Origin of the sequence: Xanthobacter autotrophicus ATCC 700552, from assembly GCF_043194565.1 — a bacterium.
GTDB classification, from domain to species: Bacteria; Pseudomonadota; Alphaproteobacteria; order Rhizobiales; family Xanthobacteraceae; genus Xanthobacter; species Xanthobacter autotrophicus_F.
Map to the genome: position 1 here is coordinate 58,143 of NZ_JBAFVS010000010.1, position 25,877 is coordinate 84,019.

General features: G+C 68.2%; 23 protein-coding genes. 9 read left to right on the forward strand and 14 right to left on the reverse strand.

The window, feature by feature from the left end:
• Window positions 1-449: 449 nt before the first annotated feature.
• The 4 genes from V5F48_RS12575 to V5F48_RS12590 all read left to right on the forward strand — a co-directional run bounded on the left by V5F48_RS12575 (window position 450) and on the right by V5F48_RS12590 (window position 6,398).
• Window positions 450-1,247, forward strand: coding sequence for a DUF72 domain-containing protein (locus tag V5F48_RS12575; protein WP_394259005.1), 798 nt, complete (start codon window positions 450-452; stop codon window positions 1,245-1,247).
• A 168-nt stretch (window positions 1,248-1,415) separates the two neighbouring features.
• Window positions 1,416-2,411: an HlyD family secretion protein gene (locus V5F48_RS12580; RefSeq protein ID WP_394259006.1), complete on the forward strand. Its 996-nt coding sequence runs from the start codon at window positions 1,416-1,418 to the stop codon at window positions 2,409-2,411.
• A 98-nt stretch (window positions 2,412-2,509) separates the two neighbouring features.
• Window positions 2,510-5,215: a ribosome-associated ATPase/putative transporter RbbA gene (rbbA, locus tag V5F48_RS12585; protein ID WP_394259084.1), complete on the forward strand. Its 2,706-nt coding sequence runs from the start codon at window positions 2,510-2,512 to the stop codon at window positions 5,213-5,215.
• 1 nt (window position 5,216) lies between these two features.
• Complete coding sequence (locus tag V5F48_RS12590; RefSeq protein ID WP_394259007.1) at window positions 5,217-6,398, forward strand: ABC transporter permease; 1,182 nt, start codon at window positions 5,217-5,219, stop codon at window positions 6,396-6,398.
• Between the two features lie 29 nt (window positions 6,399-6,427).
• Here V5F48_RS12590 and V5F48_RS12595 read toward each other — a convergent pair whose 3' ends face one another.
• The 3 genes from V5F48_RS12595 to V5F48_RS12605 all read right to left on the reverse strand — a co-directional run bounded on the left by V5F48_RS12595 (window position 6,428) and on the right by V5F48_RS12605 (window position 8,379).
• Window positions 6,428-6,874 carry an RrF2 family transcriptional regulator gene (locus tag V5F48_RS12595; RefSeq protein WP_394108975.1) on the reverse strand — a complete coding sequence of 149 codons (447 nt, stop codon included), beginning with the start codon at window positions 6,872-6,874 and terminating at the stop codon, window positions 6,428-6,430.
• 105 nt (window positions 6,875-6,979) lie between these two features.
• Window positions 6,980-7,567, reverse strand: a complete 588-nt coding sequence (locus tag V5F48_RS12600; RefSeq protein WP_394259008.1) for a septation protein A — start codon at window positions 7,565-7,567, stop codon at window positions 6,980-6,982.
• Between the two features lie 140 nt (window positions 7,568-7,707).
• Entirely contained in the window at window positions 7,708-8,379 is a 672-nt protein-coding gene (locus tag V5F48_RS12605; protein WP_394259009.1) for a biosynthetic peptidoglycan transglycosylase, read from the reverse strand.
• A gap of 232 nt (window positions 8,380-8,611) precedes the next feature.
• On the opposite strand from V5F48_RS12605, the gene V5F48_RS12610 reads away from it, so the two are divergent.
• Entirely contained in the window at window positions 8,612-9,538 is a 927-nt protein-coding gene (locus tag V5F48_RS12610) for a polyprenyl synthetase family protein (RefSeq protein ID WP_394259010.1), read from the forward strand.
• A 303-nt stretch (window positions 9,539-9,841) separates the two neighbouring features.
• Window positions 9,842-11,191, forward strand: coding sequence for a flavin monoamine oxidase family protein (locus V5F48_RS12615; RefSeq protein ID WP_394259011.1), 1,350 nt, complete (start codon window positions 9,842-9,844; stop codon window positions 11,189-11,191).
• Window positions 11,192-11,317: 126 nt separating this feature from the next.
• Here the strand turns inward: V5F48_RS12615 and phoB are convergent, their stop codons facing one another.
• From phoB to V5F48_RS12650, 7 genes are all read right to left on the reverse strand, one after another.
• Window positions 11,318-12,019: a phosphate regulon transcriptional regulator PhoB gene (gene phoB, locus V5F48_RS12620; protein ID WP_011995880.1), complete on the reverse strand. Its 702-nt coding sequence runs from the start codon at window positions 12,017-12,019 to the stop codon at window positions 11,318-11,320.
• A gap of 100 nt (window positions 12,020-12,119) precedes the next feature.
• Window positions 12,120-12,848 carry a phosphate signaling complex protein PhoU gene (gene phoU / locus V5F48_RS12625; protein ID WP_394108970.1) on the reverse strand — a complete coding sequence of 243 codons (729 nt, stop codon included), beginning with the start codon at window positions 12,846-12,848 and terminating at the stop codon, window positions 12,120-12,122.
• A gap of 212 nt (window positions 12,849-13,060) precedes the next feature.
• A complete protein-coding gene (gene pstB / locus V5F48_RS12630) occupies window positions 13,061-13,885 on the reverse strand; it encodes a phosphate ABC transporter ATP-binding protein PstB (RefSeq protein WP_394259012.1) in 825 nt (274 codons plus the stop codon).
• Window positions 13,886-13,945: 60 nt separating this feature from the next.
• Window positions 13,946-14,779: a phosphate ABC transporter permease PstA gene (gene pstA, locus V5F48_RS12635; protein ID WP_394259013.1), complete on the reverse strand. Its 834-nt coding sequence runs from the start codon at window positions 14,777-14,779 to the stop codon at window positions 13,946-13,948.
• 17 nt (window positions 14,780-14,796) lie between these two features.
• Complete coding sequence (gene pstC, locus V5F48_RS12640) at window positions 14,797-15,774, reverse strand: phosphate ABC transporter permease subunit PstC (protein WP_394108966.1); 978 nt, start codon at window positions 15,772-15,774, stop codon at window positions 14,797-14,799.
• 177 nt (window positions 15,775-15,951) lie between these two features.
• A complete protein-coding gene (pstS, locus tag V5F48_RS12645; protein WP_394108965.1) occupies window positions 15,952-16,992 on the reverse strand; it encodes a phosphate ABC transporter substrate-binding protein PstS in 1,041 nt (346 codons plus the stop codon).
• A 124-nt stretch (window positions 16,993-17,116) separates the two neighbouring features.
• Window positions 17,117-18,736 (reverse strand): ATP-binding protein, encoded by a 1,620-nt coding sequence (locus tag V5F48_RS12650; protein ID WP_394259014.1) that lies wholly within the window; start codon window positions 18,734-18,736, stop codon window positions 17,117-17,119.
• Between the two features lie 503 nt (window positions 18,737-19,239).
• Between V5F48_RS12650 and V5F48_RS12655 the strand changes: the two genes are divergently transcribed.
• Window positions 19,240-19,899, forward strand: coding sequence for a hypothetical protein (locus V5F48_RS12655; RefSeq protein ID WP_394259015.1), 660 nt, complete (start codon window positions 19,240-19,242; stop codon window positions 19,897-19,899).
• 116 nt (window positions 19,900-20,015) lie between these two features.
• Here the strand turns inward: V5F48_RS12655 and V5F48_RS12660 are convergent, their stop codons facing one another.
• From V5F48_RS12660 to V5F48_RS12670, 3 genes are all read right to left on the reverse strand, one after another.
• Window positions 20,016-20,837, reverse strand: coding sequence for an exodeoxyribonuclease III (locus V5F48_RS12660; protein ID WP_394259085.1), 822 nt, complete (start codon window positions 20,835-20,837; stop codon window positions 20,016-20,018).
• Window positions 20,838-21,460: 623 nt separating this feature from the next.
• Entirely contained in the window at window positions 21,461-21,652 is a 192-nt protein-coding gene (locus V5F48_RS12665; protein ID WP_041575010.1) for a hypothetical protein, read from the reverse strand.
• Window positions 21,653-21,763: 111 nt separating this feature from the next.
• Window positions 21,764-22,462 carry a cold-shock protein gene (locus V5F48_RS12670; protein WP_394108962.1) on the reverse strand — a complete coding sequence of 233 codons (699 nt, stop codon included), beginning with the start codon at window positions 22,460-22,462 and terminating at the stop codon, window positions 21,764-21,766.
• Window positions 22,463-23,038: 576 nt separating this feature from the next.
• On the opposite strand from V5F48_RS12670, the gene V5F48_RS12675 reads away from it, so the two are divergent.
• Window positions 23,039-23,695: a nitroreductase family protein gene (locus tag V5F48_RS12675; protein WP_394259016.1), complete on the forward strand. Its 657-nt coding sequence runs from the start codon at window positions 23,039-23,041 to the stop codon at window positions 23,693-23,695.
• 6 nt (window positions 23,696-23,701) lie between these two features.
• On the opposite strand, the gene V5F48_RS12680 is transcribed toward V5F48_RS12675, so the two are convergent.
• Window positions 23,702-23,980, reverse strand: coding sequence for a hypothetical protein (locus tag V5F48_RS12680; protein ID WP_394259017.1), 279 nt, complete (start codon window positions 23,978-23,980; stop codon window positions 23,702-23,704).
• Window positions 23,981-24,220: 240 nt separating this feature from the next.
• Between V5F48_RS12680 and V5F48_RS12685 the strand changes: the two genes are divergently transcribed.
• Window positions 24,221-25,831, forward strand: a complete 1,611-nt coding sequence (locus V5F48_RS12685; RefSeq protein WP_394259018.1) for a gamma-glutamyltransferase family protein — start codon at window positions 24,221-24,223, stop codon at window positions 25,829-25,831.
• The last annotated feature ends 46 nt before the right edge of the window (window positions 25,832-25,877 follow it).

The following is a 25,877-nucleotide window of genomic DNA, read 5'->3' on the forward strand; positions in this document are numbered from 1 at the left end:
GAATTGCGTCGTTCGTCGCGCAGCACATGCACGACCCTTCTCGCGCCGCATGGGATGGAGCTTTATCGTGATATCTTGACCTTTATATAACAAACATTCTTGATAATCATCAATTTATAGGACAGTGATTTGAGTAGTTTAAATCATTATATTGTATATATTTTCGTGACTGGCTACATTCATCGTCGAATATTATGGGCACTTCAGGGATGAATCTCTCCCTTGCGCCATTGTGTCGCGATTGGGAGCAGACAGCCTCCTGGGCGACGGCCTTTCCTCCACCCGGGCAGAAAGATCGGGGACGAGGGCGCGCTTGCCTTCAAGCGAAAGCTCGGTTTCGCTGGAGCAGGTGAAATAGTCCCACGTCCTGCCGCTGCCCCGAAGGCGCGCCGGTGTCGCCAACGCGGTCGGCAGGATCTTTGGCAGCATCTTTGGCAGGAGGAAGCCCCATGAGCGTGCGCGTCGGCATCGGCGGATGGACGTTCGAGCCCTGGCGGGGCGTGTTCTACCCGGAAGGACTGGTCCAGAAGAAGGAATTGCCCTTCGCGGGCGAACGGCTGAAGACCATCGAGATCAACGGCACCTTCTATCGCACGCCGAGCGCCAAATCCTGCGCCGACTGGGCGGGGCAGGTGCCGGACGGCTTCGTCTTCGCCCTCAAGGCGACGCGCTATGTCACCCATCGCCGGGTGCTGGCGGAGGCGCAGGAGAGCATCGGCAAATTCATCGCCAGCGGCATCGTCGAGATGGGCGACCGGCTCGGCCCCATCAACTGGCAGTTCGCGGCCACCAAGGCCTTCGACCCGGAGGATTTCTCAGCCTTCCTCGCGCTGCTGCCGGAGAGCCACGAAGGGGTGAAGCTGCGCCATGCGGTGGAGGTGCGGCACCCCTCGTTCGCGGTGCCGGACTTCGTGGCGCTGGCCCGCAAGCACAAGGTGGCGGTGGTCTATGCCGACCACGACGACTACCCCGCCATCGCCGATGTGACCGCGGACTTCACCTATGCCCGGCTCCAGCGCACCCGGGAGGAGGAAGAGACCGGCTATGCTGCCGCCGAGCTGGACCGCTGGGCCAGCGCCGCCCGCGCCTGGGAGAAAGGCGTGGTCCCGGAGGGGCTGCCGACGCTCGCGCCAGCGGCGAAAATCGGGAAGGACGGCCGCGACGTGTTCATCTACCTGATCAGCGGCGCCAAGGTGCGCAATCCGGCCGCCGCCATGGCGCTGCAGGCGCGGATCGATGGCCCTTGACCTCGATCAACGCCGTATTGTTGCACCGCCGTAAGTTGTAGTCTCAAGTCCGTCCCGAAGCCCCGCGGGAGTGGCTTTCCGTGCCGGCCCTTGCCGTTGCATTCCATGGCCGGCATTTTTCGCAGCACCTTCCGCGGGCGCATCTGCACGCCGAAAAGGTGTCCTTTCATGAAGCGCACGCTTGTCATCCTCCTGGCCCTCCTCGCCGTCGTCGGCGCCGGCGGAGCGGGCGCCTGGTACATGGCGAGCCGCAGCCGCGCCCTGCCGCCGGGCTTCGCCTCCGGCAACGGCCGCATCGAGGCGACGCAGGTGGATGTGGCCACCAAGGCCGCCGGCCGCGTGCTCGACGTGCTCGCGGAGGAAGGCGACTTCGTCCATCAGGGCCAGGTGGTGGCCCATATGGATGTGGCGGAGACCGCCGCCGCCCTGCGCACCGCCGATGCGCAGGCGAGCCAGGCCCGCCAGTCCCGTGACACCGCCACCCATGTGGTGGAGCAGCGCAAGGGCGAGCTGGACCTCGCCGCCAAGGAGCTGGAGCGGCAGGAAACCCTTGTCACCAAAGGCTTCGCCACCGAGCAGAAGGTCGATCAATACCGCACCACCAAGCTCACCGCGCAGGCGGCGCTGGCCGCCGCGCAGAGCAGCCTTGCGGCCAGCGAATCCGCCATCCGCGCCGCCGAGGCGGAGGTGGAGCGCCTGACCCGCATGGTGGAGGACGGCACGCTCACGGCGCCCAAATCCGGCCGCGTCATCTACCGCCTCGCCGAGCCCGGCGAAGTGCTGGGAGCGGGGGGCAAGGTGCTCACCTTCATCGACCTGTCCGATGTGTACATGACCATCTTCCTGCCCGCCGCCGACGCCGGCGCCGTCACCCTCGGCGCCGAAGCCCGCCTGCTGCTGGAGCCCATGCCCGACCGCGCCGTGCCGGCGAACGTCTCCTTCGTCTCGGCGCGGGCGCAGTTCACCCCCAAGCAGGTGGAGACCCAGCGCGAGCGCGACCGCATGATGTTCCGCGTGAAGCTGCGCGTGGCCCGCCCGCTGGTGGAGAAATATCTGGAGCAGGTGAAGACCGGCGTGACCGGCGTCGGCTATGTGCGGATGGATCCCAAGGCGCAGTGGCCCTCCTGGCTCCAGTCCGACCTCGTGGGCGAGGCCGCCAAGTGAGCGAGGATGTGAGCGAGGATGTGAGCGAGGACGCGGCGGGCGGCGGGGCGGGCGGCGGGGCGGACAGTCCACGCGCCGAAGCCATCCCGGCTGACACCGTGGGCACCGCGGTCCATCTAGCGGGCATCCGCCACCTCTATGGCAAAACCGTCGCGGTGGAGGGGCTTGGCCTCGCCATCGCCGAAGGCGCCTCGGTGGCGCTGGTGGGGCCGGACGGGGTGGGCAAGTCCACGCTGCTGGGCCTCATCGCCGGGGCCAAGCGCATCCAGCACGGCAAGGTGGAGGTGCTGGGCGCGGATTTTTCCGATCGCCGCGCCCGCGAGGCGATCCAGCCGCGCATCGCCTTCATGCCGCAGGGGCTGGGGCGCAACCTGTATCCCAACCTCACGGTGGCGGAGAACATCGCCTTCTTCGCCCGCCTGTTCGGCGAGGAGGCCGGCGCCAAGGGCACGCGGGTGGCGCCCCTGCTCGCGGCCACCGGCCTTGATCCCTTCGCCGACCGGCTCATGCGCAAATTGTCCGGCGGCATGAAGCAGAAGCTGGGCCTGTGCTGCGCCCTGGTGCACGACCCCGACCTGCTGCTGCTGGACGAGCCCACCACCGGCGTCGATCCTTTGTCGCGCCGCCAGTTCTGGGATTTCATCGAAACCATTCGCGCCGCCCGCCCGGGCCTCACCCTGCTGGTCGCCACCGCCGACATGGAAGAGGCGGCCCGCTTCGAACGGGTGGTGATGGTGAATGCCGGCCGCATCCTCGCCGACGGCAGCCCGGCGGAGCTGCTGGCGCGCACCGGCCAGCCCAATCTGGAGCGCGCCTTCATCTCGCTTTTGCCCGAAGGCCGGCGCGGCGACGGCGACGGCACGGAGCACATCGAGCCCATCGCGCCCGACGCGCCCATCGCCATCGAATCGCGCGGCCTGACCCGGCAGTTCGGGGATTTCGTCGCGGTGGACCATGTGAGCTTCAAGATCCGCAAGGGCGAGATCTTCGGCTTCCTCGGCTCCAACGGCTGCGGCAAGTCCACCACCATGAAGATGCTCACCGGCCTGTTGCCGGCCTCGTCCGGCGAGGCGCTGCTGTTCGGCGTCCCGGTGGACCCCACCGACATCGAGACCCGCCGGCGCGTGGGCTACATGAGCCAGGCCTTCTCGCTCTATGGCGAACTTTCCGTCCGCCAGAACCTCGACCTGCACGCGCATATCTTCTCCCTGCCGGAAGAGGAGGCGCACCGGCGCATCGCCGAGCTGGTGCGCGCCTTCGACCTTGCCCCCCACCTCGACGCCCTCGCCGACGGCCTGCCTTTGGGCGTGCGCCAGCGTCTGTCGCTGGCGGTGGCGGTGTTGCACGAGCCGGAGGTGCTGATCCTCGACGAGCCCACCTCGGGCGTGGACCCGGTGGCCCGCGACAATTTCTGGGACCATCTCCAGCGCCTGTCACGGGAGGAGGGCGTCACCATCTTCGTCTCCACCCACTTCATGGGCGAGGCGGAGCGGTGCGACCGCATCTCCTTCATGCATGCGGGCAAGGTCATCGCCACCGGCACGCCGCAGGCGCTGAAGGAAGAGAAGCAGGCGGCCACGCTTGAGGAGGCCTTCGTCGCCTATATGGAGATGGGCGGCCGCACGGCGCAGGGCGACGCCCGCCTGCCGCCTCCGGCACCGAAGGCCGCCGGCCGGCCCGCCGCCTTCTCCCCGCGCCGCCTCGGCGCCTATGCCTGGCGCGAGACGCTGGAGCTGAAGCGCGACCCGGTGCGGCTCGGCTTCGCCCTGCTGGGCACGGCCTTCCTCATGATCATCTTCGGCTACGGCATCACCCTCGACGTGGACAAGCTGCGCTTCGCCGTGCTCGACCGCGACCAGACGCCGGAAAGCCGGGCCTATGTGGACGGCTTCGCCCACTCCCCCTATTTCCTGGTGCAGCCCCCGCTCAGTGACCCCACCGACCTCGACCGCCGATTGAAATCCAACGCCATCGCCTTCGCCATCGAGCTGCCGCCCGATTTCGGCGCCGACCTGCGCTCGGGACGGCCCACCGAGGTGCTGGTGACCATCGACGGCGCCATGCCGTTCCGCGCCGAGACCATCCAGGGCTATGTGGCGGCGGTGCACGCCCTGTTCCTGTCGGACGTCGCGCAACAGGCCGGCCAAACCCTGTCGACCGCAGCGACGCTGGAGATGCGCTATCGCTACAACCAGTCGTTCCGCAGCCTGGATGCCATGGTGCCGGCCACCATCGCCCTCATGCTCATCTTCATCCCGGCCATCCTCACCGCCCTGGGGGTGGTGACGGAGAAGGAGCTGGGCTCCATCACCAATCTCTACGTGACGCCGGTGACCAAGCTGGAATTCCTGCTGGGCAAGCAATTGCCCTATGCGGGCGTCGCCTTCTTCAACTTCTTCGTCATGGTGCTGATGGCGCTGTTTTTGTTCGGGGTGCCGCTGAAAGGCTCGTTCCTCGGGCTGGCGCTGGGGGCGCTCGCCTATGTGCTTGCCACCACCGCCATCGGCCTTGTCTCATCCACCCTCACCAATACCCAGGTGGCGGCCCTGTTCGGCACCGCCATCGGCACCATGATGCCGGCCACCCAGTTCTCCGGCATGATGCAGCCGGTGGCGACGCTGGAGGGTGGTGCATGGGTGCTGGGCACCTTCTTCCCCACCACCTATTTCATGCGCATCAGCGTGGGCGCCTTCACCAAGGGACTGGGGTTTGCCGACCTCCTGCCCTTCATCCTGGCCACCGCCGCCTTCTGGCCGGCGCTGCTGGGGCTGGCCTTCCTCATCCTGCGCAAGCAGGAGGCGTGAGATGACGGCGCCCTCCCCTTCCGCCCCCAAGACCCCCGTGGAGAGCCCGCCGCGCTGGCTCGCCTTCCTCGGCAATGTGCGCGAGCTGGTGGTGAAGGAACTCATCAGCCTGTGGCGCGACCGCGCGCTGCTGGTGCTGGTGGTCTATTCCCTCACCCTCGCCATCGTGCTCCAGGCCAACGGCATGAAGCACGACCTCAACCGCGCCACGGTGGGCGTGGTGGACGAGGACAATTCCGCCCTCTCCAACGCCATCCTCGACGCTTTGCTGCCGCCGCGGTTCCAGCGGCCGGTGCCGCTCGCCCCGCAGCAGGTGGACAAGGGCATGGATGCGGCGCGCTACACCTTCGTGATCAACTTTCCGCCGGACTTCCAGGCCGACGTGCTGGCCGGCCGCGCGCCCGCCGTGCAGCTTCTCATCGACGCCACGTCGCTGATGCAGGCGGGCCTCGGGGCCAACGACATCTCCGCCATCTTCGAGGAGGAGGTGAACCGCTTCGTGCTGCGGCATTCGGAAGGGGTGGCGAGCCCGGTGGAGCTTCAGGTCCGCGTCGCCTTCAACCAGGGGCTGGAATCGTCCTGGTTCACCGGCACCATGGGCCTCATCACCAACATCACCATGCTCTCGGTGCTGCTGGCCGGCGCCGCCCTCATCCGCGAGCGCGAGCACGGCACGCTGGAACACCTTTTGGTGCTGCCGGTGCGCCCGTCCGAGATCATGCTGGCCAAGATCCTCGCCAATGGCGCGGTGATCCTCGCCGGTTCCGCCTTCAGCATCGTGGTGGTGCTGAAATGGGGGCTCGGCATGGGGATCGCCGGCTCCATCCCGCTGTTCCTGGCGGGCACGGCGCTCTACCTGTTCTTCACCGCGTCGCTCGGCATCTTCCTCGGCACCCTGTCCGGGTCCATGCCGCAGTTCGGGCTTTTGTTCTTCCTCACCGTCCTGCCCATGAACATGCTGTCCGGCGGCTTCACCCCGCTGGAGAGCATGCCGCAATGGCTGCAGGTGGTGATGCAGGCCTCGCCTTCGACCCAGTTCGTGGCCTTCGCCCAGGCCATCCTCTATCGCGGGGCGGGGATCGAGACCGTGTGGCCGCGCTTTGCGGCCACCTTCGGCATGGGCATGCTGTTCTTCGCCGTGGCGCTGGTGCGCTTCCGCACCTTCCTCGCCGCCCAGCAATAAGACCGGCGCGGCGGGGGCGGCCGCTGCGCTCAGATGTAGTCCACGAAGGAGGACAGGGCTTCCCGCGAAAGGTCGCGCATCTCGGCGAGGGTGTAGGTGTCGAGCACGGTGCCGATGGCGTCGCGCACCTGCACCATAAGCATGCGCACCTCGCAGGTGGCCACGTCGCAATCCTCGCACGGCTCGTAGGCGTTGCGGCTGGCGCAGGGGAAGGGCGCGAGCGGCCCGTCGAGGGCGCGGATCATCTCGCCCACCACGATATCCTCGGGTGCCTTGGCGAGGCGATAGCCCCCGAGCTTGCCCTTCTTGGAGGACAGGAAGCCGGCATTGCGCAGTTCGCCGAGGATGACGTCGAGGAATTTCTTCGGAATGTTGTTGGCCTCGGCGATATCGGCCACCTGCGTGGACCCGCCCGGCGGCAGGCGGGCCAGGTGGACCGCGGCCTTGAGACCATACTTTCCTTTTTTCGTCAGCATTCTGCGCCCTCTTTCGGGCTTATGCGGATGTGCACGGCCGCCGTCAACCGGCCGGCGCTTGTAAAATCGGCTCCAGGAAGGCGCAGGCGGCTTGGGGCATGGCGTTCAGCCCTCCTGCGGGGCGTCCTTCAACTCGTGGCGGGCCATCAGCGGGGCCTGGGCCATGGCGAAGGCGAAGGTGAGCGGGAGGTAGCCGAAGGTCTTGAACGTCACCCAAGTGTCCGTGGACACGGAGCGCCACACGATCTCGTTGAGCACCGCCATGACAAGGAAGAACACGCCCCAGCGAATGGTGAGGACCCGCCAGCCTTCGTCCGTCAGCTTCACCATGCCGTCGAACACGTAGGGCAGCAGCGGCTTCCTGAAATAGAGCCCGCCCAGCAGCAGCACGCCGAACAGGGCATTCACCATGGTGGGCTTGAGCTTGATGAAATGATCGTCCTGCAGCCACAGGGTGAGGCCGCCGAACACCATCACCACCAGCGCCGACACCAGCGGCATCACCGCGATGCGCCGGGCCAGAACCCACATGGCGGCCAGCGCCGCCAGCGTCGCCACCATGAACACGCCGGTGGCCACATAGATGCCACCACGGCCGTTGGCGGCGAAGAACAGCACCAGCGGGCCGATCTCGAGGCCGATCTTGAGCCAAGGGCTCATCTTGGGGCGGGCGGGGGCGGTGGATTGCGTCATGACCGGGCCGGTGGCAGGAACAGGCGCTCGGATCGGCGCCTCACGCTTCCATGTGGCGCTTGCGCGCGGCACAATCAAGGCGGTTTCGCCCGCATGGCCCCGGCGCAACCGGGGTTCCGGAGCGACGCCGGCCTTCGCCCCTACCGCAGCGGGCCGAGGCAGGCCGTCAGCTCCGGCCCCTCCCGGGGCACCCGCGCCTGGAGCCGGGCGGCGAGGCGCTCCACCCCGGCGGAGGGATTGCCCGCATCGCGCCGGTGCGGGTTGGGCAGCATGACCGCCAGCAGGGCCGCCTGCCGCGCATCCACTTTCGCCGCCGGAATGCGGAAGGCTTGGCGCGCGCCCGCCTCCACCCCGAACTCCCCGTTCGGCCCCCATTCGGCGATGTTGAGATAGATCTCGATCAGCCGCCTTTTGCTCACCACCAGGTCCAGCCACAGGGCCAGCGGAATCTCGAACGCCTTGCGGATCAGCGCCCGCCCCGGCCACAGGAACAGGTTCTTGGCGATCTGCATGGGGATGGTGGAGGCGCCGCGGGCGTCCTCCAGCTCGTCGGCCTTGTCGATGGCGGCGCGCATCTCGTCGAGATCGACGCCCCAATGGGTGCAGAAGCTCGCATCCTCGGAAGCGATGACGGTGCGCACCAACGCCGGCGACATCTGCGCGATGGGGGTCCAGACCCGCTCCACCCGCTCGCCCTGAACCCACCGCAGCAGCATGAGGGTGGAGACCGGATTGACCACGTTGTAGGCGATGGACAGGACCAGCGGGAGCGCGGCGAGGGCCAGCAGCACGCGCAGCACCAGAGCGACCATTCCAGACCCTCCCTCGCCGGCCGGGCGCCCCGCCGGCTTCACCTGACCTTACAGGCCGCCACACCGGAACGGGCCACGACAGCGGAATTCTTCCGGCTGAAGGCTCGGGTGCCGGTTGGGCTTGACCCGGCCTTCTGGTTGGGGCACCCGGTGGCCCCCGTCAACGGCGCGTCCGGCCTGGGCGTTCCCTCCCGCCCCTTTCGTGGCACGCTGGCCCCAAGGTGACCCGATCGTGACCTTTTCCCTCAAGGACCGGCTCGACGCCTCCGCCGCGGCCACCGAGGCCCGCCTGGCCCTGGCCCTCGCCGATGCAGCCCTGCCCGGCGAGCGGCTGCGGCCCGAGCGGCTGATGGCCGCCATGCGCCACGGCGCGCTCGGTGGCGGCAAACGGCTGCGGCCGTTCCTGGTGATGGAGAGCGCCGCCCTGTTCGGCCTCCCGGCGGAACGGGCGGTGACGGCCGCCGCCGCCATCGAGTGCATCCATTGCTATTCCCTGGTCCATGACGACCTGCCGGCCATGGACGACGACGACCTGCGCCGGGGCCGCCCTACCGTCCACCGCGCCTATGACGAGGCCACCGCCATCCTCGCCGGCGACGGGCTGCTCACCCTCGCCTTCGACCTGCTGGCGGGGGAGGATGCCCATCCGGATGCGGCCGTGCGCATCGCCCTGGTGCGGGCGCTGGCGCGCGCGGCGGGCATCGGCGGCATGGTGGGCGGGCAGATGCTGGACCTCGCCGCCGAAGGCCGCTTCTCCGGCGGCGCCCCCCTCGCGCTGGCCGAAGACGCCATCCGCGACCTTCAGGCCATGAAGACCGGCGCGCTGCTGGCCGTTGCCGTGGAAGCAGGCGCGCTGCTGGGCGGCGCCACCGTGGCCGAGCGCGAGGCTCTGCTGGGCTATGGCCGGGCGCTGGGCGCCGCCTTCCAGATCGCCGACGACATCCTCGACGTGGAAGGCACCGCCGAGGAGGTGGGCAAGAAGGTGGGCAAGGACGCCGCCGCCGGCAAGGCGACCCTCGTCTCCCGCCTCGGCCTGCCCGCCGCCCGCACCCTGCTCGACGGGCTGGTGGAGGATGCGGGCGCCGCCCTTTCCCCCTTCGGCCCGCGCGGCGCGGTGCTCGCCGAAGCCGCCCGTTTCGTGGCGGACCGGCGGAGCTGATATCGGGGCGCCAGCCGTGCTCGGGGCCGGGGCGCGTGCGACCGAGCGCCCGGGTGACCCGCCGTGCCATGTCCCGATGTGAAATGGTGCAGCATGGCCGCTCCCCCTCCCGCATGCCGGGCCGGATGGGGATGCGACGGAAGCAACCTTGGCGCAGGATCCGAACTGCGACATGCCCGTTCGCCCTCCTTTCCACCTCCCCCGCCCGCGCGCGGGCCATGCTGCCAAGGGCGGCGACACCGGCACGCGCGGGACTATGCCACCCCCTCCCGCCCGCGCGCGGGCCATGCTAGCGTCCGGCCCGTGACCGATCCGCGCCTTTCCCCCCTCACCCGCCGCGCTTTCATCGCCGGAGGCGCCGCGCTTGCCGCGCTCCCGATGGGCGTCACCCGCGCGCTCGGCCAGCAGAGCGAGCCGGATGTCATCATCATCGGCGCCGGCGCCGCCGGGATCTCCGCCGCACGCCGCATCGCCGAGGCCGGCCGCTCCTACGTGCTCATCGAGGCGTCGAACCGGGTGGGCGGGCGCACCGCCACCGACACCGCTGTGTTCGGCGTGCCCTTCGACCTCGGCGCGGCGCGGCTGAACATGCCGGCGGCCCGCCCCATGGCCGCCTATGGCCGGGCGGAAGGCCTCGACATTACCCGCGCTCCCGAGGGCGCGCGGCTCTATGTGAATGGGCGCGAAGCCCGCGACGCCGACTATGAGGCCTTTGTCGCCACGGTGCGCCGCGCCGAACGCGCCATCGGCGCCGCCGGCGATGCGGGGCGCGACATGCCCGCCGCCCGCGCCCTGCCGGACCTCGGCCCGTGGGGACCTTCCGCCCGTTTCGTGGTGGGACCCATCAATTGCGCCAAGGAACTCGATCAAATCTCCACGGTGGACGTTGCCCGCGCCGAGGAGCGTGAAGGCGAGGAGATCTGCCGCCAGGGCGTCGGCACGCTGGTGGCCCAGCTGGCGCGGCCGCTGACGGTGCGGCTGGAGACGGTGGCCCGCAGCGTGGAATTGGGCGGGCGCCTGGTCACGGTGCTGACCAACAAGGGCAACCTGCAGGGGCGTTCCGTCATCGTCGCGGTGCCGCCGAGCGTGATCGCCAGCGGCAGGCTGCGCATCCTGCCGCTCCAGCCGCGTTACCGCATGGCGGTGGATAAAATCACGCTGGGCGCCTACGACCACATCGCCTTCCGCCTGCCGCGCAACCCGGCCGGCCTCGCGGCGGACGAGACGCTTTATTTCAAGGCGGACGGCCCCCGCGCCTACATGATGCGCGCCCGCATCGGCGGCAGCGACCTCTATACGCTGGACGTGGCCGGCGACACCGCGATGGGCCTCGCCAACGCCGCGCCCGAAGCGGCAGCCGCCTTCGCCAAGGAGGCGCTGACGCGGGAATTCGGCGCCGACGCCGCGGCGCGGATGGGCAAGGTGCACGCCACGCGCTGGAGCCGCGAGCCCTATGCACTCGGCGCCTTCTCCTGCGCCCTGCCCGGCTACGGCAACATGCGCCGCGCCTTCATCGAGACCGTGGGCGGCCGCATGGTGTTTGCCGGCGAGCACGCCCACGAAACCCTGTGGGGCACGGTGGGCGGCGCCTGGCTCTCCGGCGAGCGGGCGGCCAGGCAGGTGCTGGGGCTGATCGGGGTGCGCTCGGGATAGGATGGTGCCGTCGGCCCCCATTCGTACCAATGGCCGGTGAGCTTGGCTCGTCGGTCATTGGTCACGCACGCGCGGCACTTGAGCGAAGCCCACTCGGCAATCGGCAGAAGACCGATGCCGATGGCATCAATGGGAGCGGGCGAACATCTCGTTGAAGGAATAACCCGCACCGCGCACGGTGCGGATGGGGTCGGACTGGCGGCCGCGGTTGATGGCCTTGCGCAGCCGGCCCACATGCACGTCCACGGTGCGCTCGTCGATATAGACGTCCTGGCCCCACACCCCGTCGAGCAACTGCTCGCGGGAGAAGACCCGGCCGGGGCTCTGCATCAGGAATTCCAGCAGGCGGAACTCGGTGGGGCCCAGATGCACCTCGCGCCCGGCGCGATGGACCCGGTGGGTCTCGCGGTCCAGCTCGATGTCGCCGGCGCGCAGCAGGGTGGCCACATGCTCGGGCTTGGCCCGGCGCAGCAGCGCCCGCACCCGGGCGAGCAGCTCGGGCACCGAGAACGGCTTCACCACATAATCGTCGGCACCGGTGGCGAGGCCGCGCACGCGCTCGGTCTCCTCGCCGCGGGCGGTGAGCATGATGACGGGCAGGCGCTCGGTCTCGGGGCGGGTGCGCAGGCGCCGGCACAGCTCGATGCCGGACAGGCCCGGCAACATCCAGTCGAGGATCACGAGATCGGGCACGCTCTCGCGCAGCCGCGTCTCCGCCTCGTCCCCGCGGCCGACGCTTTCCACGCCGTAGCCCTCCGACTCCAGATTGTAGCGGAGCAGAAGGGTCAGGGGCTCCTCGTCCTCGACGATCAGAATATGCGCCGGCACTGTACATCACCCGTCTTGACTGCTTCGACCCACCCGGCCCGGTCCGGACGAACCGGAACCAGGGCCAGGCTGGCCATCACGTCCCACTCACGCCATCCACTCAGGCCTGGGCGGAACGCCCCGGAAAGGCCAGGGTGGTCTCGCTGGAAGCATCCGCCTTGGGGCGGCTCTCCGGCAGGTTCTGGCCGGTGACCATGTAATAGACGATCTCCGCGACATTGGTCGCGTGGTCGCCGATGCGCTCGATGTTCTTGGCGCAGAACAGCAGGTGCGTGCACACGGAAATGTTGCGCGGATCCTCCATCATATAGGTGAGGAGTTCGCGGAACAGGGACGTGTACATGGTGTCGATGGCGCTGTCGCGGCCCCACACCTCAACCGCCTTCGCTTCGTTGCGGGCGGCGTAGGCGTCGAGCACCTCTTTCAGTTGCTCGAGCACGAGGTCGGAGATGTGCTCCACGCCCCGCACCAGCTTGGCCGGATGATACTCACCCTCGATGGCCATGACGCGCTTGCCCACGTTCTTGGCAAGATCGCCGATGCGCTCCAGGTCGTTGGCGATGCGGATGGCCGACACGATCTCGCGCAGATCGTTGGCCACCGGCTGGCGCTTGGCGATGACGAGGATGGCGCGGTCCTCGATCTCGCGCTGCATCTGGTCCACCGTGGTGTCGAGCAGCACCACCTTCTGGGCGAGAGCGCCGTCACGCTTGATCAGCGAACTCACCGAATCGGCGACCAGCCGCTCGGCCAGGCCGCCCATCTCCACCACCTTGCGGCCGACTTCCTTCAACTCCTGGTCGAAGGACGAAACGGTATGCTCCGGCATCGGAAAGATCCTTTTCAAGCATTTTCCAGCGAAGTGGGCACCGGTTCGCGTGACGAAAATGCGCTAAAGCAAAATGGTCGAGTGGCCCGGCGATGGACTTGACCGCAAAGCCACCATGTGGCTCGACCCGGTCCAGCCACAACACTTTGATCTGGTGGATCAACTTTTTGAAACGGATGGCTACCATCCGTTTCGGTTGATCCACTGGCTCCTCAGCCGAAGCGGCCGGTGATGTAGTCGCGCGTCTTGATTTCCTTCGGATTGGTGAAGATCACGTCCGAAGGCGCCACCTCGATCAGCTCGCCGAGATAGAAGAAGGCGGTGATGTCGGCGCAGCGCGCAGCCTGCTGCATATTGTGCGTCACGATGACGATCGTGAAGTCCTGCTTCAGCTCGTCGATCAGGTCCTCGATCTTCGAGGTGGAGATGGGGTCGAGGGCCGAGGTGGGCTCGTCCAGCAGGATCATCTCGGGACGCACCGCGATGGTGCGGGCGATGCACAGGCGCTGCTGCTGGCCGCCAGACATGCCGAGCGCCGAGGTGTGCAGGCGGTCCTTGGTCTCGTCCCAGATGGCAGCCTTGCGCAGGCACCATTCCACGCGCTCATCCATCTGCGCCTTGTTCAGCTTCTCATGAAGCTTAACGCCAAAGGCGATGTTGTCATAGATGGACATGGGGAACGGGGTAGGCTTCTGGAACACCATGCCGATGCGGGTGCGCACGATGGTCGGGTCCAGCTCCTTGCCGACGATGTTCACGCCGTCATACAGCACCGCACCCTCGGCCCGCTGGCCGGGATAGAGGTCGTACATGCGGTTGAACACGCGCAGCAGGGTGGACTTGCCGCAGCCCGAGGGGCCGATCATGGCGGTCACCCGCTTTTCCGGAACATGGAAGTTGATGTTCCGCAGGGCGTGGTTGCTGCCGTAGTAGAACTGGAGGTTCTCCACCTTGATCTTGGCGGGCGCCGCCAGCGCATCCGGACGGGCGGAGACGGAGGAGGAGATGTTGAAGGTGGGGTCGACGGCTGAAGTCATTTTGGCCTCGCTTCGGAGGATGAATTCGGAAGGGTTCGGGTACGGCGCCGGGGGGCGCCGCTAGTGGCTCCGCGCCAGGAACAGGCGGGACGCCACGTTGAGCACCAGCACGCCCACGGTGATGAGGAGCGCGCCGGCCCAGGCGAGGGAGACCCAGTCGTCGAACGGGCTGCCGGCAAACTGGTAGATGGCGATGGGCAGGCTCGCCATCGGCTTCGACAGGTCGGTCGACAGGGCGTTGTTGCCGAGCGAGGTGAACAGCAGCGGCGCCGTCTCGCCGGCCGCGCGGGCGATGGCGAGCAGGACGCCGGTAACGATGCCCGCCCGTGCCGCACGCCAGGTGATGAACATGACCACCTTCCACTGCGGCGAGCCGAGGGCGAAGGCGGCCTCGCGCAGGCCGACGGGAACCAGGTTCAGCATGTCCTCGGTGGTGCGCACGATCACCGGGATCACCAGGATGGCGAGCGCCAACGACCCGGCCCAGCCGGAGAAGCCGCCGAACGGCACCACCAGCAGGGTGTAGATGAACAGGCCCACCAGGATGGAGGGGGCGGACAGAAGGATATCGTTCACGAAACGGGCGGCGGCGCCGATCTTGGTGCCCTTGCCGTTCTCGGCCAGGAAGGTGCCGCAGAAGAGGCCGATGGGGCCGCCGATGACCATGGCGATGCCGATCTGGATCAGCGAGCCGACGATGGCGTTCAACAGGCCGCCGTTCTGGCCCGGCGGCTTGGTCACTTCCGTGAACACATTGAGGCCGAGGGCGGGCAGCCCGCGGGAGAGCAGGGTCCACAGGATCCAGCCCAGGAGGAAGATGGCCAGGACGGCAAAGCCCGTCGAGATCACCTTGACGGTGGTGTCCTTGGCGCGGCGCGCGGCGAGGGAGGCCATGATTGCCTGCTCCTTGATCAGTCGAGCCGCGAGCGCACGAGCGCCCGGGACAGAGCCAGCACAATGAATGAGATGACGAACAGGATGAAGCCAAGCTGCAGCAGCGAGGTCAGCTTCAGGGACCCGATCGCCGCTTCCGGGAACTCGTTGGCGATGGTGGAAGCGATGGTGGCACCCGGCGCGAACAGGGAGGCCGACATGCGCGTCGCGTTGCCAATGACGAAGGTGACCGCCATGGTCTCACCCAGCGCGCGGCCGAGGCCGAGCATGATGGCGCCCACCATGGCTGTCTTGCCGTAGGGAACGGAGACGTTCTTGTACACCTCGAAGGTGGTGGCGCCGATGCCGTAGGCGGATTCCTTCAGCATGGGCGGAACCGATTCCAGCGTCTCCACGAACATGGCGGTGATGAAGGGCAGGATCATCACCGCGAGGATGAGGCCGGCGGTGAACATGCCCGAGCCGAGCGGCGGGCCGGCGAACAGCGCGCCGATGATGGGCAGGTTGCCGATGGTGTCGATCAGCGGCGGCTGCACATAGACGGCCATCAGCGGGACGATAACGAAGAAACCCCACATGCCGTAGATGATGGAGGGCACGGCGGCGAGCAGCTGAACCGCAACGCCGATGGGCCGCTTCAGCGGCTGGGGGGCGATCTCGGTAAGGAAGAAGGCGATGCCGAAGGACAAAGGCAGGGCGACCACAACGGCGATGATGGCGCTGAACAGCGTGCCGTAGATCATCACCAGGGCGCCGAAATTCTCGGTCACCGGGTTCCAGGCGGGCGACCAGATGAAGTCGAGCCCGAAATGCTGCAGCGCCGGCAGGCCGCCCTGGAACAGCTCGGCAATGATCAGGCCGAGCAGGATGAGGACAAAGATGCCGCTCGCCCACAAGAGGGCGACGAAGATCGGGTCCGAGATCCGGCCGGTCGCCTTCGCCTTGGTGATGGGCTGGACCGATCCAGACCCCATGCTCTCCACCGTCGCGTCCATTGGATGCCTGTCCCCCGCGCGCCGCAGCCGGCGGCCAATCCGAAGCCAGGGCCGCACGCGCTGCCCGCGCCGCCCGTCATCTGGGTGCCACCTCGCGCGCCTCATGGCGGCAGGACGGCGCACCCGGTCGTGAAAGAAACGCCGCCCCGGTGGGGGCGGCGCCGGTTTCGTCCGCGATCAGAGAACGGGCTTGCCGTCCGGACCCTTGATCTCGCTCTTGAAGGCTTCTTCCACCTGCTTCACCACCGACTCGGGAAGCGGGATGTAGTGCAGCTGCTCAGCGACAGCAGCGCCGTCCTTGGTGTAGGCCCACTTGAAGAATTCCATGGTCGCGCGCGAGGCTTCCACATTCTTCGGATCCTTCGGGAGAAGGATGTAGGTGGGGCTGACGATCGGCCACGCCTCGGGAGCCGGGGCATCGATCATGGAAGCGGCGAAATCCTTCGCGCCCTTCCAGTCGGCGGAGGCGGCGGCGGCCTGGAAGCCGGCAACCTCGGGGCCGACGAACTTGCCGGCCTTGTTCTGCAGCTGGGTCACCACGAGCTTGTTCGCGGCGGCGTAGATGAACTCCACGTAGCCGAGGCCACCCTTGGTGTTCTTCACGGTGCCGGTCACGCCCTCGTTACCCTTGGCGCCAGCGCCGACGGGCCACTGGACCGAGGTGGCGGAGCCGACCTTGGACTTCCAGTCGGGGCTCACCGCCGAGAGGTAGGAGGTGAAGATGGAGGTCGTGCCCGAGGAGTCCGAACGGTACACCGGCACGATGGCCGAGGACGGCAGCTTCACGCCGGGGTTGATGTCGGCGATCGCCTTGTCGTCCCACTTGGTGATCTTGCCGAGATAGATGTCGGCGAGGATCGGGCCGGTGAGCTTGAGCTGGTTGGTGACGATGCCGTCGAGATTGACGGTGGCGACCACCGAACCGATCACGGTCGGGAACTGGAGCAGGTTGTTCGCCGCCAGCTTCTCGCCGGGCACGGTGGCGTCGGAAGCGCCGAAATCGACCGTGCGGTTGATGATCTGGTTCTGACCGCCGCCGGAGCCGATGGACTGGTAATTCAGCGTGTTACCGGTCTTCTCTTTGAACTTGGCGCCCCAGGCCTGATAGACGGGGGCCGGGAAGGACGCGCCGGCGCCGGTGAAGTCGACGGCTTGGGCGCTGCCTGCGAACAGGGTGCCAGCCACGGCGATGGCGCCGAGAGCGGTGGTGAGCTTCACGGTAATTCTCCTTGCCAAATCCGTTGCCATTCCAAGCCTGACGCCGGGGGCAACATTGGGCTCGGGACTCTTAGCCCCGGTTGGCCAAGGTTCTATGACGCCCGCATGACATGGAGATGACAGGTTAAGCGATTGTTTGATCGTTATTTTTTTCCGGACCCGGCAAAGCGTCGAGCCGCACGCTGAAGGTTGCGCCCTGGCCCAGCACGCTATCGATGCCAAGCCGGCCCCGATGGCGCGCCACGATGTGCTTGACGATGGCCAGCCCCAACCCCGTACCGCCCTGGTCACGGCTCGCCGCCACGTCCACCCGGTAGAAGCGCTCGGTGAGGCGCGGCAGGTGCTCGGGCGGGATGCCGGGGCCGAAATCGCGGATGCTCACCACCGCCGTGCCGTTCTCGCGGAACAGGCGGACCTCGATCCTTTTGCCGGGCGCGCCATACTTCAGCGCGTTCTCCACCAGGTTCTCGAACAGGCGAATGAGTTCGTCCCGGTCGCCCAGCACCTCCAGGGGCACGGCGTCCTTCACCTGCTCCAGCGTCACGCCGCGATCCCTGGCGAGGGGGGAGAGGGTGTCGCACACATGGGCGAGAATGCCGGCGAGGTCCACCTTGGTCTGCGGCCGCACATGGGCGTTGAGCTCGATGCGCGACAGGGACAAAAGATCGTCGATGAGGCGCGACATGCGCCGCGCCTGCGCCGCCATGATGACGAGGAAGCGCTCACGCGCCGGCGTATCGTTGCGGGCCGGCCCCTGCAGGGTCTCGATGAAGCCGGACAGGGAGGCCAGCGGCGTGCGCAACTCGTGGCTGGCATTGGCCACGAAGTCGGCCCGCATCTGTTCTACCCGCCGCTGCTGGGTGAGGTCGCGGAAGGTGAGCAGCACCGCGTCCGGCGCATCGGCCGCGCGCCGGCCGCCGGAGCGGATGCCCGAGTGGATGCCAGATTGGGCTTCCAGGCGCAGCGGCACCACATGGGCCTCCAGCCAGCGATCAAGCGGAATGCGCTCGGCGAATTCCACGCGCCGCGGCAGGCCGTCTTCGGCGGCGGCGCGCACGGCGTCGAGCACCTCGGGCACACGCACCACAAAGGACAGGGGATCGCCCACGCGGGTCGGCCCGATGGCGAGGGCGAAGCGTTCGTTGGCGGTGATGATCTCTCCGGCGGCCGAAAGCAGCAAGGCCGGTTCCGGCAGGGCGGCCACCACCGCCGCGGCCTGTGCATCGCCGCGCACCGGAAGCGCGGGCATGGGCACCGCCGTCACCTCCGGCAGGGACCGGCTGGCCGGGGCCTTGGGCAGGCTGAACAGCAGGGCCACGAGCAATGCGACCATGAGCGCGGCGAGCGCCGGATTGAGCGCCCCAAGCGCCACGCCCACGGCGGCGGCGAGCGCCAGGGCGGCAATGAGGAAGATCGCCCGGTGGCGCGTGTCCCCGCTCCCGGTCGAGCCGGGCGTGGACGCGCCCGCAGGGCCCGCGCTCAATTCACCTGTATCCGGCTCTGTCGCCGGCGAAGCGACGGCCGGCGATTCAACCGGGCGGACGTGCGCAACTCGCGGCTCTGCTCCTTGCCCTTGGCCATGCACTTGGCCTCGCACTTGCCCATGCACCTGCCCATGCACCTGCCCATGCACTTGGGCGTCGGCCGCCGCCGCGCTCCCCGGATCGCTGGCGCGGTCGGGGGCGCCGTGCGGCGTCGCGGCGTGCTGGAAGTCCGTGTCCCTCGTGGGTCCGGCCATCGCCATCCTCTTCGCGCCTCCCTGGGCGTCTGTCTTGGGCGCCTGTCTTGGGCGCCTATCTTGGACACCGGTCTTGGGCGTCTGTCTTGGACACCGGTCGAGCGCCGGTCTTGGGCACCTTGCCGGCGCCGGTCTTGCGAATCACCCTTGGGCGGCGCGAATTTGGATGCTCGCGCCGCTAAACGAAGCCATTACGACAGCTTGCGCGCGTTCTTGCGCGGATCCACAGTCGTCCCATGCCGGGCTGGTGATTTAGGCCCGCCGCCATGGGATGACGCCGTGCCAGCAGTATCGCATTTTCATGGCACGGGCACGGCGCGGGCCGGACCCCGTCCCCACAGGAGCCCACCATGAATCAGCCGCTGCATTGAAACACATCCAATTGCGTCTAAACGGATCGCGCGCCGCCCACCATCTGCTATGAGGGGGTTCAAGCGGAGGACCCGACCATGCGACAGCCCCAATCGTGCCGGGCACCGCGGCACGGCCCCCTTCTGGCCGCCGTTTCCATGGCCAGCGTTCTGGTCGGGCCGCTGCTGGGAACCGGAGTGGCGTGCGCGGACCCGGTTCCGCTGCCGACGGTGGATTTTGCCCTGAGTGCTGATGTGCGCCGCGGCGGCAGCATGGATGTCGCCCATAGCCAGGGCAAGTTGCGGGTGGAGATGACCAAGCCCAACGTGCCGGGCAGCATCGTCGGCATCATCGACCTCAGGGCGCGCCGCATGGTGGTGCGCACCCCCAACCTGCCCAACATGGCGGTGGAGATCGAGCTGCCGCCCGAATTTGCCCTTGGCATCCTCAACGGCTCCGGCCTGCGGGTGGGCGAGAGCCAGGCGGCGGGCGAGCCCTGCGACCTGTGGAAGATCGACACTCCCGCAGGTGGCGCGGCTGGTGGTGCAGCTGGTGGTACCGCCATGGGCGCATCGGTGGGTCCCACCACCGCCTGCATCACGTCGGACGGCATCGCCCTGCGCACCGAGGTGGAGGTGCAGGGCAAGAAGCAGACAGTGTTCGAGGCGCTCAAGCTCACCCGCGCGCCGCAGGATCCCAAGCTGTTCCAGTTGCCGGCGGGTGTGCAGGTGATGAAGGTGCCGAAGGGCAAGATCGGCTCCGCCCTCGGACTGCCCGGGCTCGGCGGGCCGTTGCTCGACCTCGTACCCAAACCCTGAGCCCCGCTGCCCTGAGCACCGATGGCCTGAGCACCGATGCCCTGAGCCCCATGGCCTGAGCACCGGCCGGGGCGCCGAACCGCGATGATGGGAGCCACGCCGGCGGCGCGATCCGCTCAGCCGAAGGTGACAGCCACGGGCACGTGGTCCGAGGGCTTTTCCCAGCCGCGCGCGTCCTTCAGCACCGTCATCGCCCGGGCGGATGGCGCGAGGCTCCGGCTGGCCCAGACATGGTCGAGGCGGCGGCCACGGTCGTTGGCGGTGTAGTCGGGCGAACGGTAGCTCCACCACGTGAACAGCTTGTCGCTCGGCGGCACGAAGGTGCGCATCACGTCCATCCAGGGACCCGAGGCCTGGAAGCGGTTCAGCTTATCCACCTCGATGGGGGTGTGGCTGACCACGTTGAGCAGTTGCCTGTGGCCCCACACGTCGGTTTCGAGGGGGGCGATGTTGAGGTCGCCCACCACCACCGCGTGGCGCCCGGCATCGGCCGCGGCGGCGCCGAGCGACGACCAGGCCGTCACCTCGTCGAGGAAGGCGAGCTTATGGGCGAACTTGGGGTTCAGCTCCGGGTCCGGAATGTCGCCGCCGGCGGGAACGTAGAAATTATGCACCGTCAGCGGCTTGCCGAGCGCATCCTCGGGCGCGAGGGTCACCGCCACATGCCGCGCATCGCCCTTGCCGCAGAAATCGCCCTTCTCCACCGACAGGAACGGCCGGCGGGACAGCGTCGCAACCCCGTGCCAGCCCTTCTGTCCGTTGAGGGCGATGTGGGGAAAGCCCATGTCGCGGATCGCGTTCAGGGGAAACTTGTCGTCCTGGCACTTGGTTTCCTGAAGGCACAGGACGTCGGGCCGCAACGTCTCCACCGCCGCACGGACGATGTCGAGGCGAATACGGACGGAATTGATGTTCCAGGTGCAGATGGTGAGGGGCAAGGCAATGGCGGACTGAAAAGGAAGGATGCCGCGAGCCATACACCCCGGCGCCGTCCGCAGGCAAGCCGCACACGCCGACGGGCGGCTGCGGCCAAGTTGCCCAAAACCGGCGCCCAAAACCGTCGCCCAAATCAGGCCCGTGCAACTGGCACCCGAAACGATCCGGTCTCGCGCTCAAAGGCGAGGCGCACCAGCGAGGCGCACCGCAAACCGGGAACAGCCGGTGGTTCGACCGCGACAGAGGAACCCATCTGCCGCGACCGGGGCAAACCACAATTCTCTGATCCGGGAGATAAACGTCTCGAAACGGAGGGGCCGTTCCTGTTGATCCACCGGACGCGGGGACCCAAGACCTGGGGAATACCCAAGACTTGAAGAACACCTAAGACTTGGAGAGACTTAAGACTTGGAGAGACTTAAGACTTGAAAGACGCCTCGGGCCAGGGGGGCCGCAAAGCCGCACCTTCGCCTGCGAATGGAAAACGGGATGCGACGCGGCAGAAGCGGCATTTCAGGGCCCAATGGCAAACCAGCAAGGTGCCCCCGGCCCCGCGCCCCAGAACCACCAACCACCAACCACCAACCGGTTCGGGCCGAAACGGCAACCGGCGCCGGGGACGCGCTCAGCGGCGGTCGCCCTCTTCCTGGATAAGAGCTTCGGTGGCGGCAATGGCGCCTTCCAGCTCGGAAATCTTGCGCAGCATGCCGTCGGAAGGAAGGGCGGTGCTCTTTGCTGCGGTCAGTACCAGGTCTCGTTGAGCCGCCTTGAGTCGATCGAGCAGACTCGAAAGGTCGGCCTCTGCCTGTTGCGCCATTTTCGTCTTGAACTCCAGAAATGACAAAAAAACCGGCGAAGCGGGAAGTAGCCTCGCCCGTTCGGTTGATCCAATCCCGCCGTCCCGGAAGGACGGCGGGAGGATGAATGATCAGTCGGCGAGTTCGATGCCGCGGGCTTCAGGACCCTTGGGGCCCTGGCCAACCTGCACCACCACGCGCTGGCCTTCGGCCAGGTCGGTGAGGCCGGAGCGCGAGATGACGGTGACGTGCACGAACACGTCCTTGCCGCCGCCTTCCACCGCGATGAAGCCGAAGCCCTTGTCGGGGTTGTACCACTTCACGGTACCGACGCGCTCCTCGGTGGGGCCGGTGGCCGCACGGGGACCGCCACCGGCGCCGCCGGCGCGGGGGGCGCCACCGAAGCCGCCGCCGCCAGCGCCGGGACCGGCGCCGAAGCTGCGACGGGCGGGCGCGGCCTCGGCCGTGGAGGTGTCAACCTCCAGGACTTCGGTCACCTGGCGGCCCTTCTGGCCCTGGCCGACGCGGACCGAGAGCTTGGAGCCGGGAGGCACGCTTTCCTGCCCGGCCGCCTCAAGGGCGCGCGCGTGAAGGAACACGTCACCCGAGCCATCGGCGAGCTCGACAAAGCCGAAGCCCTTCTCGGGGTTGAACCACTTGACGGTGGCGTCGATCGGCGGGCCGGAAGGGGCGGGTGCGCTGAAGCTGCTGCTGCTGCTGCTGGGCGAAGAAAACGGACGGTCCCCTCCGAAGCCGCGATCACGCGGCGGCGCAAAGTCGTCATCAAAGCCACGGCGGCGCGGCTCTCGGAAGTCTCGGTTACGGCTCATGTGTATTTCCGTTGAGGTCAGTCGCCAATTTTGGCTTAGGGCCATCCACCACTGCCGGATGAAATGCGTTTCTCGTGCTTTAACTTGCACGTTCCGGGCGTCTTAAACTCCGCCTTCGCACAACGCTCAATCCAGCCACCCGCGTCTCGCCTCGCAGCCTAATGGACAGGCCGGAAACAGGACCCATGACAATGGGCGCACTCCTCCGGCCAACAACCAGACTAACACATCTGCCTCGCTTTGGTACATGAATGTTGGGCCACAAGGCGCCATCTGTGGCGCGGGGCGCGCGGACCCTGGGTCCGTGACAGGCCGGCGGCGGCGGTTGCCTGGAAACAGGCGCGTAACCGCAGCCCGTTCCGCTCCGTCCGGGGCGTGGAACAACTCCATTTCTATTGTCGAGGCCCTGTGTTCTTCTCCACCTGCCGGGCCGGGCGACCGGTTTCTCGCGCAAGAGCCCGGTCCGCGTCTAAACTCCATGCACGACACCGCGTGATCCGGTTCAGACTGCACCTGATCGGCGCATGCTCCTCCCCCGGACGATCACCCCGACAGGATTTCCCCACAGGACTCGTCATGACGCAATCGGTTCCCCGCCACCATCACCAGACCGCTGCCACCCCCACGGCGCCGCTCACGCCCATCGCGGTCGCGCCCGCGCCGGAGACGCTGGCGCTGCTGGAGACGCGCCGCTCCCTGCCCTTGCGTGCGCTGGTGGAACCGGGCCCCGACGGCGCAGAACTCGACCGCATGCTCGCCATCGCCGCGCGGGTGCCCGACCATGGCCGGCTGGTGCCGTGGCGCTTCATCGTGCTCGAAGGGGAGGCCCGCGCCATCGCTGGCGATCGGCTGGATGCGCTCTATGCGACACAAAACCCCGGCCTCGCGCCCGAGAAAGCGCATATGTGGCGAGACTATCTGCTGCGAGCACCGGTGACGGTGGTGGTGGTGAGCCGGACCGATCCGGCGGCGAAAATTCCGGAATTCAATCAGGTGCTATCCGCGGGCGCCGCTGCAATGAACCTTGTCATCGCAGCCACCGCCATGGGCTTTTCCGCCCTGTGGCTGCTGAAATGGCCCGGCCGCGATGCGGATGCCGCAGCCCTGCTGGGCGTCGCCGGGACGGAAAAGGTGGCGGGCTTCATCCATATGGGCCGGCCGGCGGCGTTGGCCGAGGACCGGCCCCGCCCGCACCTCGACGAGGTGGTGACGCGCTGGCGACCCGAGCCTTGAGGCGCCTCAGACGGCCAACGATGCTTCCACGCGCACGGCGCGCCGGAAATAGACGATGCTGACATAGACGGCGACCAGGGCGAACAGGCCCATCAGGGCGTATTCGCCCACATCGCCCAGGTTGAGCAGGCCGGCCAGCGCCCACCCCGCGGCGATGGCGGTGGCGAAGGCCTCGGTGGCGACAAGGGCCGTCGCGCTCAGGACCGTGAAGAGATGGCCGCCGCGCGGTGCACCCACCACGTTGGAACCCGCCACGTTGGAACCCGCCTCCTGCGAACCTGCCATGTTCATCTCCCGCGGCTTCGGCCTCGGCCTGCCGCTGCCTATTCTCTGGCTCAAGATTGCTCGGGTCCGTGATACCTAAGCGCTTGAGCCTCACTCGCCCGCCGCCCGGCGGCGCCTGAAACAAACCCGCCCGGCGCCCGCCAAAGCCCAGGTCCATGGTCCTGAACGGGTCGGGAAACTGCGACGCGCGCGCCGCCGGGTCAAGTCCGCCCCGCCGGAACGCTGAAAAGGAGACCTTGCATGCTGCCGGCCGAAGCCCACGAAAGCATCCACGCCATGGGGGGCATGGTGGCCGCCCCGCACCACCTGGCGGCGGAGGCTGGACGCGAGGTCCTGGCCGAAGGCGGCAACGCCATCGAGGCCATGGTGGCGGCGGCCGCCGCCATCGCCGTGGTCTATCCGCACATGAACCATCTGGGCGGCGACGGCTTCTGGCTCATCCGCGAGCCCTCGGGCCGGGTGCGCTATATCGAGGCCTGCGGTTTCGCCGGCGCCCGCGCCACCATCCCCTTCTATCACGATCTCGGCCTGGGGGTGGTGCCCACCCGCGGGCCGCTGGCCGCCGTCACCGTGCCCGGCGCGGTGGACGGCTGGCGCCTCGCCCTTGAGGCCGCGCGCGCCCACGGCGGGCGCATGACGCTCAAGAGGCTACTGGAGCCCGCCGTCCGCCATGCCCGCGAGGGGGTGGCCGTCTCGCGCTCGCAGGCCGCCCTCACCGCGCAGAAGAAGGCCGAGCTGGAAGGCGCCCCGGGCTTCGCGGACGCCTTCCTGACGCCGGATCGCGAGGTGCCCAAGGCGGGAACGCTCCAGCGCCAGCAGCGCCTCGCCGATACCCTGGACCACCTCGCCCGCGCCGGCCTCGCCGATTTCTACCACGGCGACGTGGGCCGCGAGATCGGCACCGACCTGGACCGCATCGGCAGCCCCGTCACCCGCGAGGACCTCAAGCGCTACGCGGCGGTGGAGCGGGCGCCGCTGGCGGTGGACATGGGCGCCGGACGGCTGTTCAACGCCCCGCCGCCCACCCAGGGGCTGGCCTCGCTGCTCATCCTCGCTTTGTTCGACCGGCTGAAGGTGAAGCGGGGGGACAGCTTCGAGCACGTGCACGGCCTGATCGAGGCCACCAAGCGCGCCTTCATGGTGCGCGACAAAGTGGTGTGCGACTACCAGCACCTGACCCACGACCTCGCCGCCCTGCTCACCCCCGAGGCCATCGCCAAGGGGGCCGCCGAGATCGAGATGGGCCGCGCCCTCCCCTGGCCGCAGGGCAAGGTCGGCGGCGACACGGTGTGGCTCGGCGCGGCGGACAAGTCGGGGCTGGTGGTGTCCTACATCCAGTCCATCTTCTTCGAGTTCGGCTCCGGCTGCGTTTTGCCCTCCACCGGGGTGCTGATGCAGAATCGCGGCGCCAGCTTCTCGCTGGAGCCGGGGGCGCTCAATCCACTGGAACCCGGCCGGCGGCCGTTCCATACGCTGAACCCGGCGCTGGCGGTGCTCGCCGACGGGCGGGTGATGGCCTATGGCACCATGGGCGGGGAAGGCCAGCCGCAGACCCAGTCCGCCGTCTTCAGCCGCCATGTGATGTTCGGCGTGCCGCTGGGGGAGGCCATCGCCCGGCCCCGCTGGCTGCTGGGGCGCACCTGGGGCGACGTGGAAACCCGGCTGCGGCTGGAGCCGCGCTTCGACGACGAAGTGGTGGAGCGCCTCAAGCTGGTGGGGCACGACCTGGCCCTGGTCCCCGACGCCTACAGCGATACCATGGGCCATGCGGGGGCGGTGGTGCTGCATCCCGGCGGACGCATGGAAGGGGCGCATGATCCGCGCTCCGACGGGGGTGCGGCGGGGGTTTAGAGCCGGTTTTTCACATTGCGCCCGGATGGGCGCTTGCAGCCCTCGG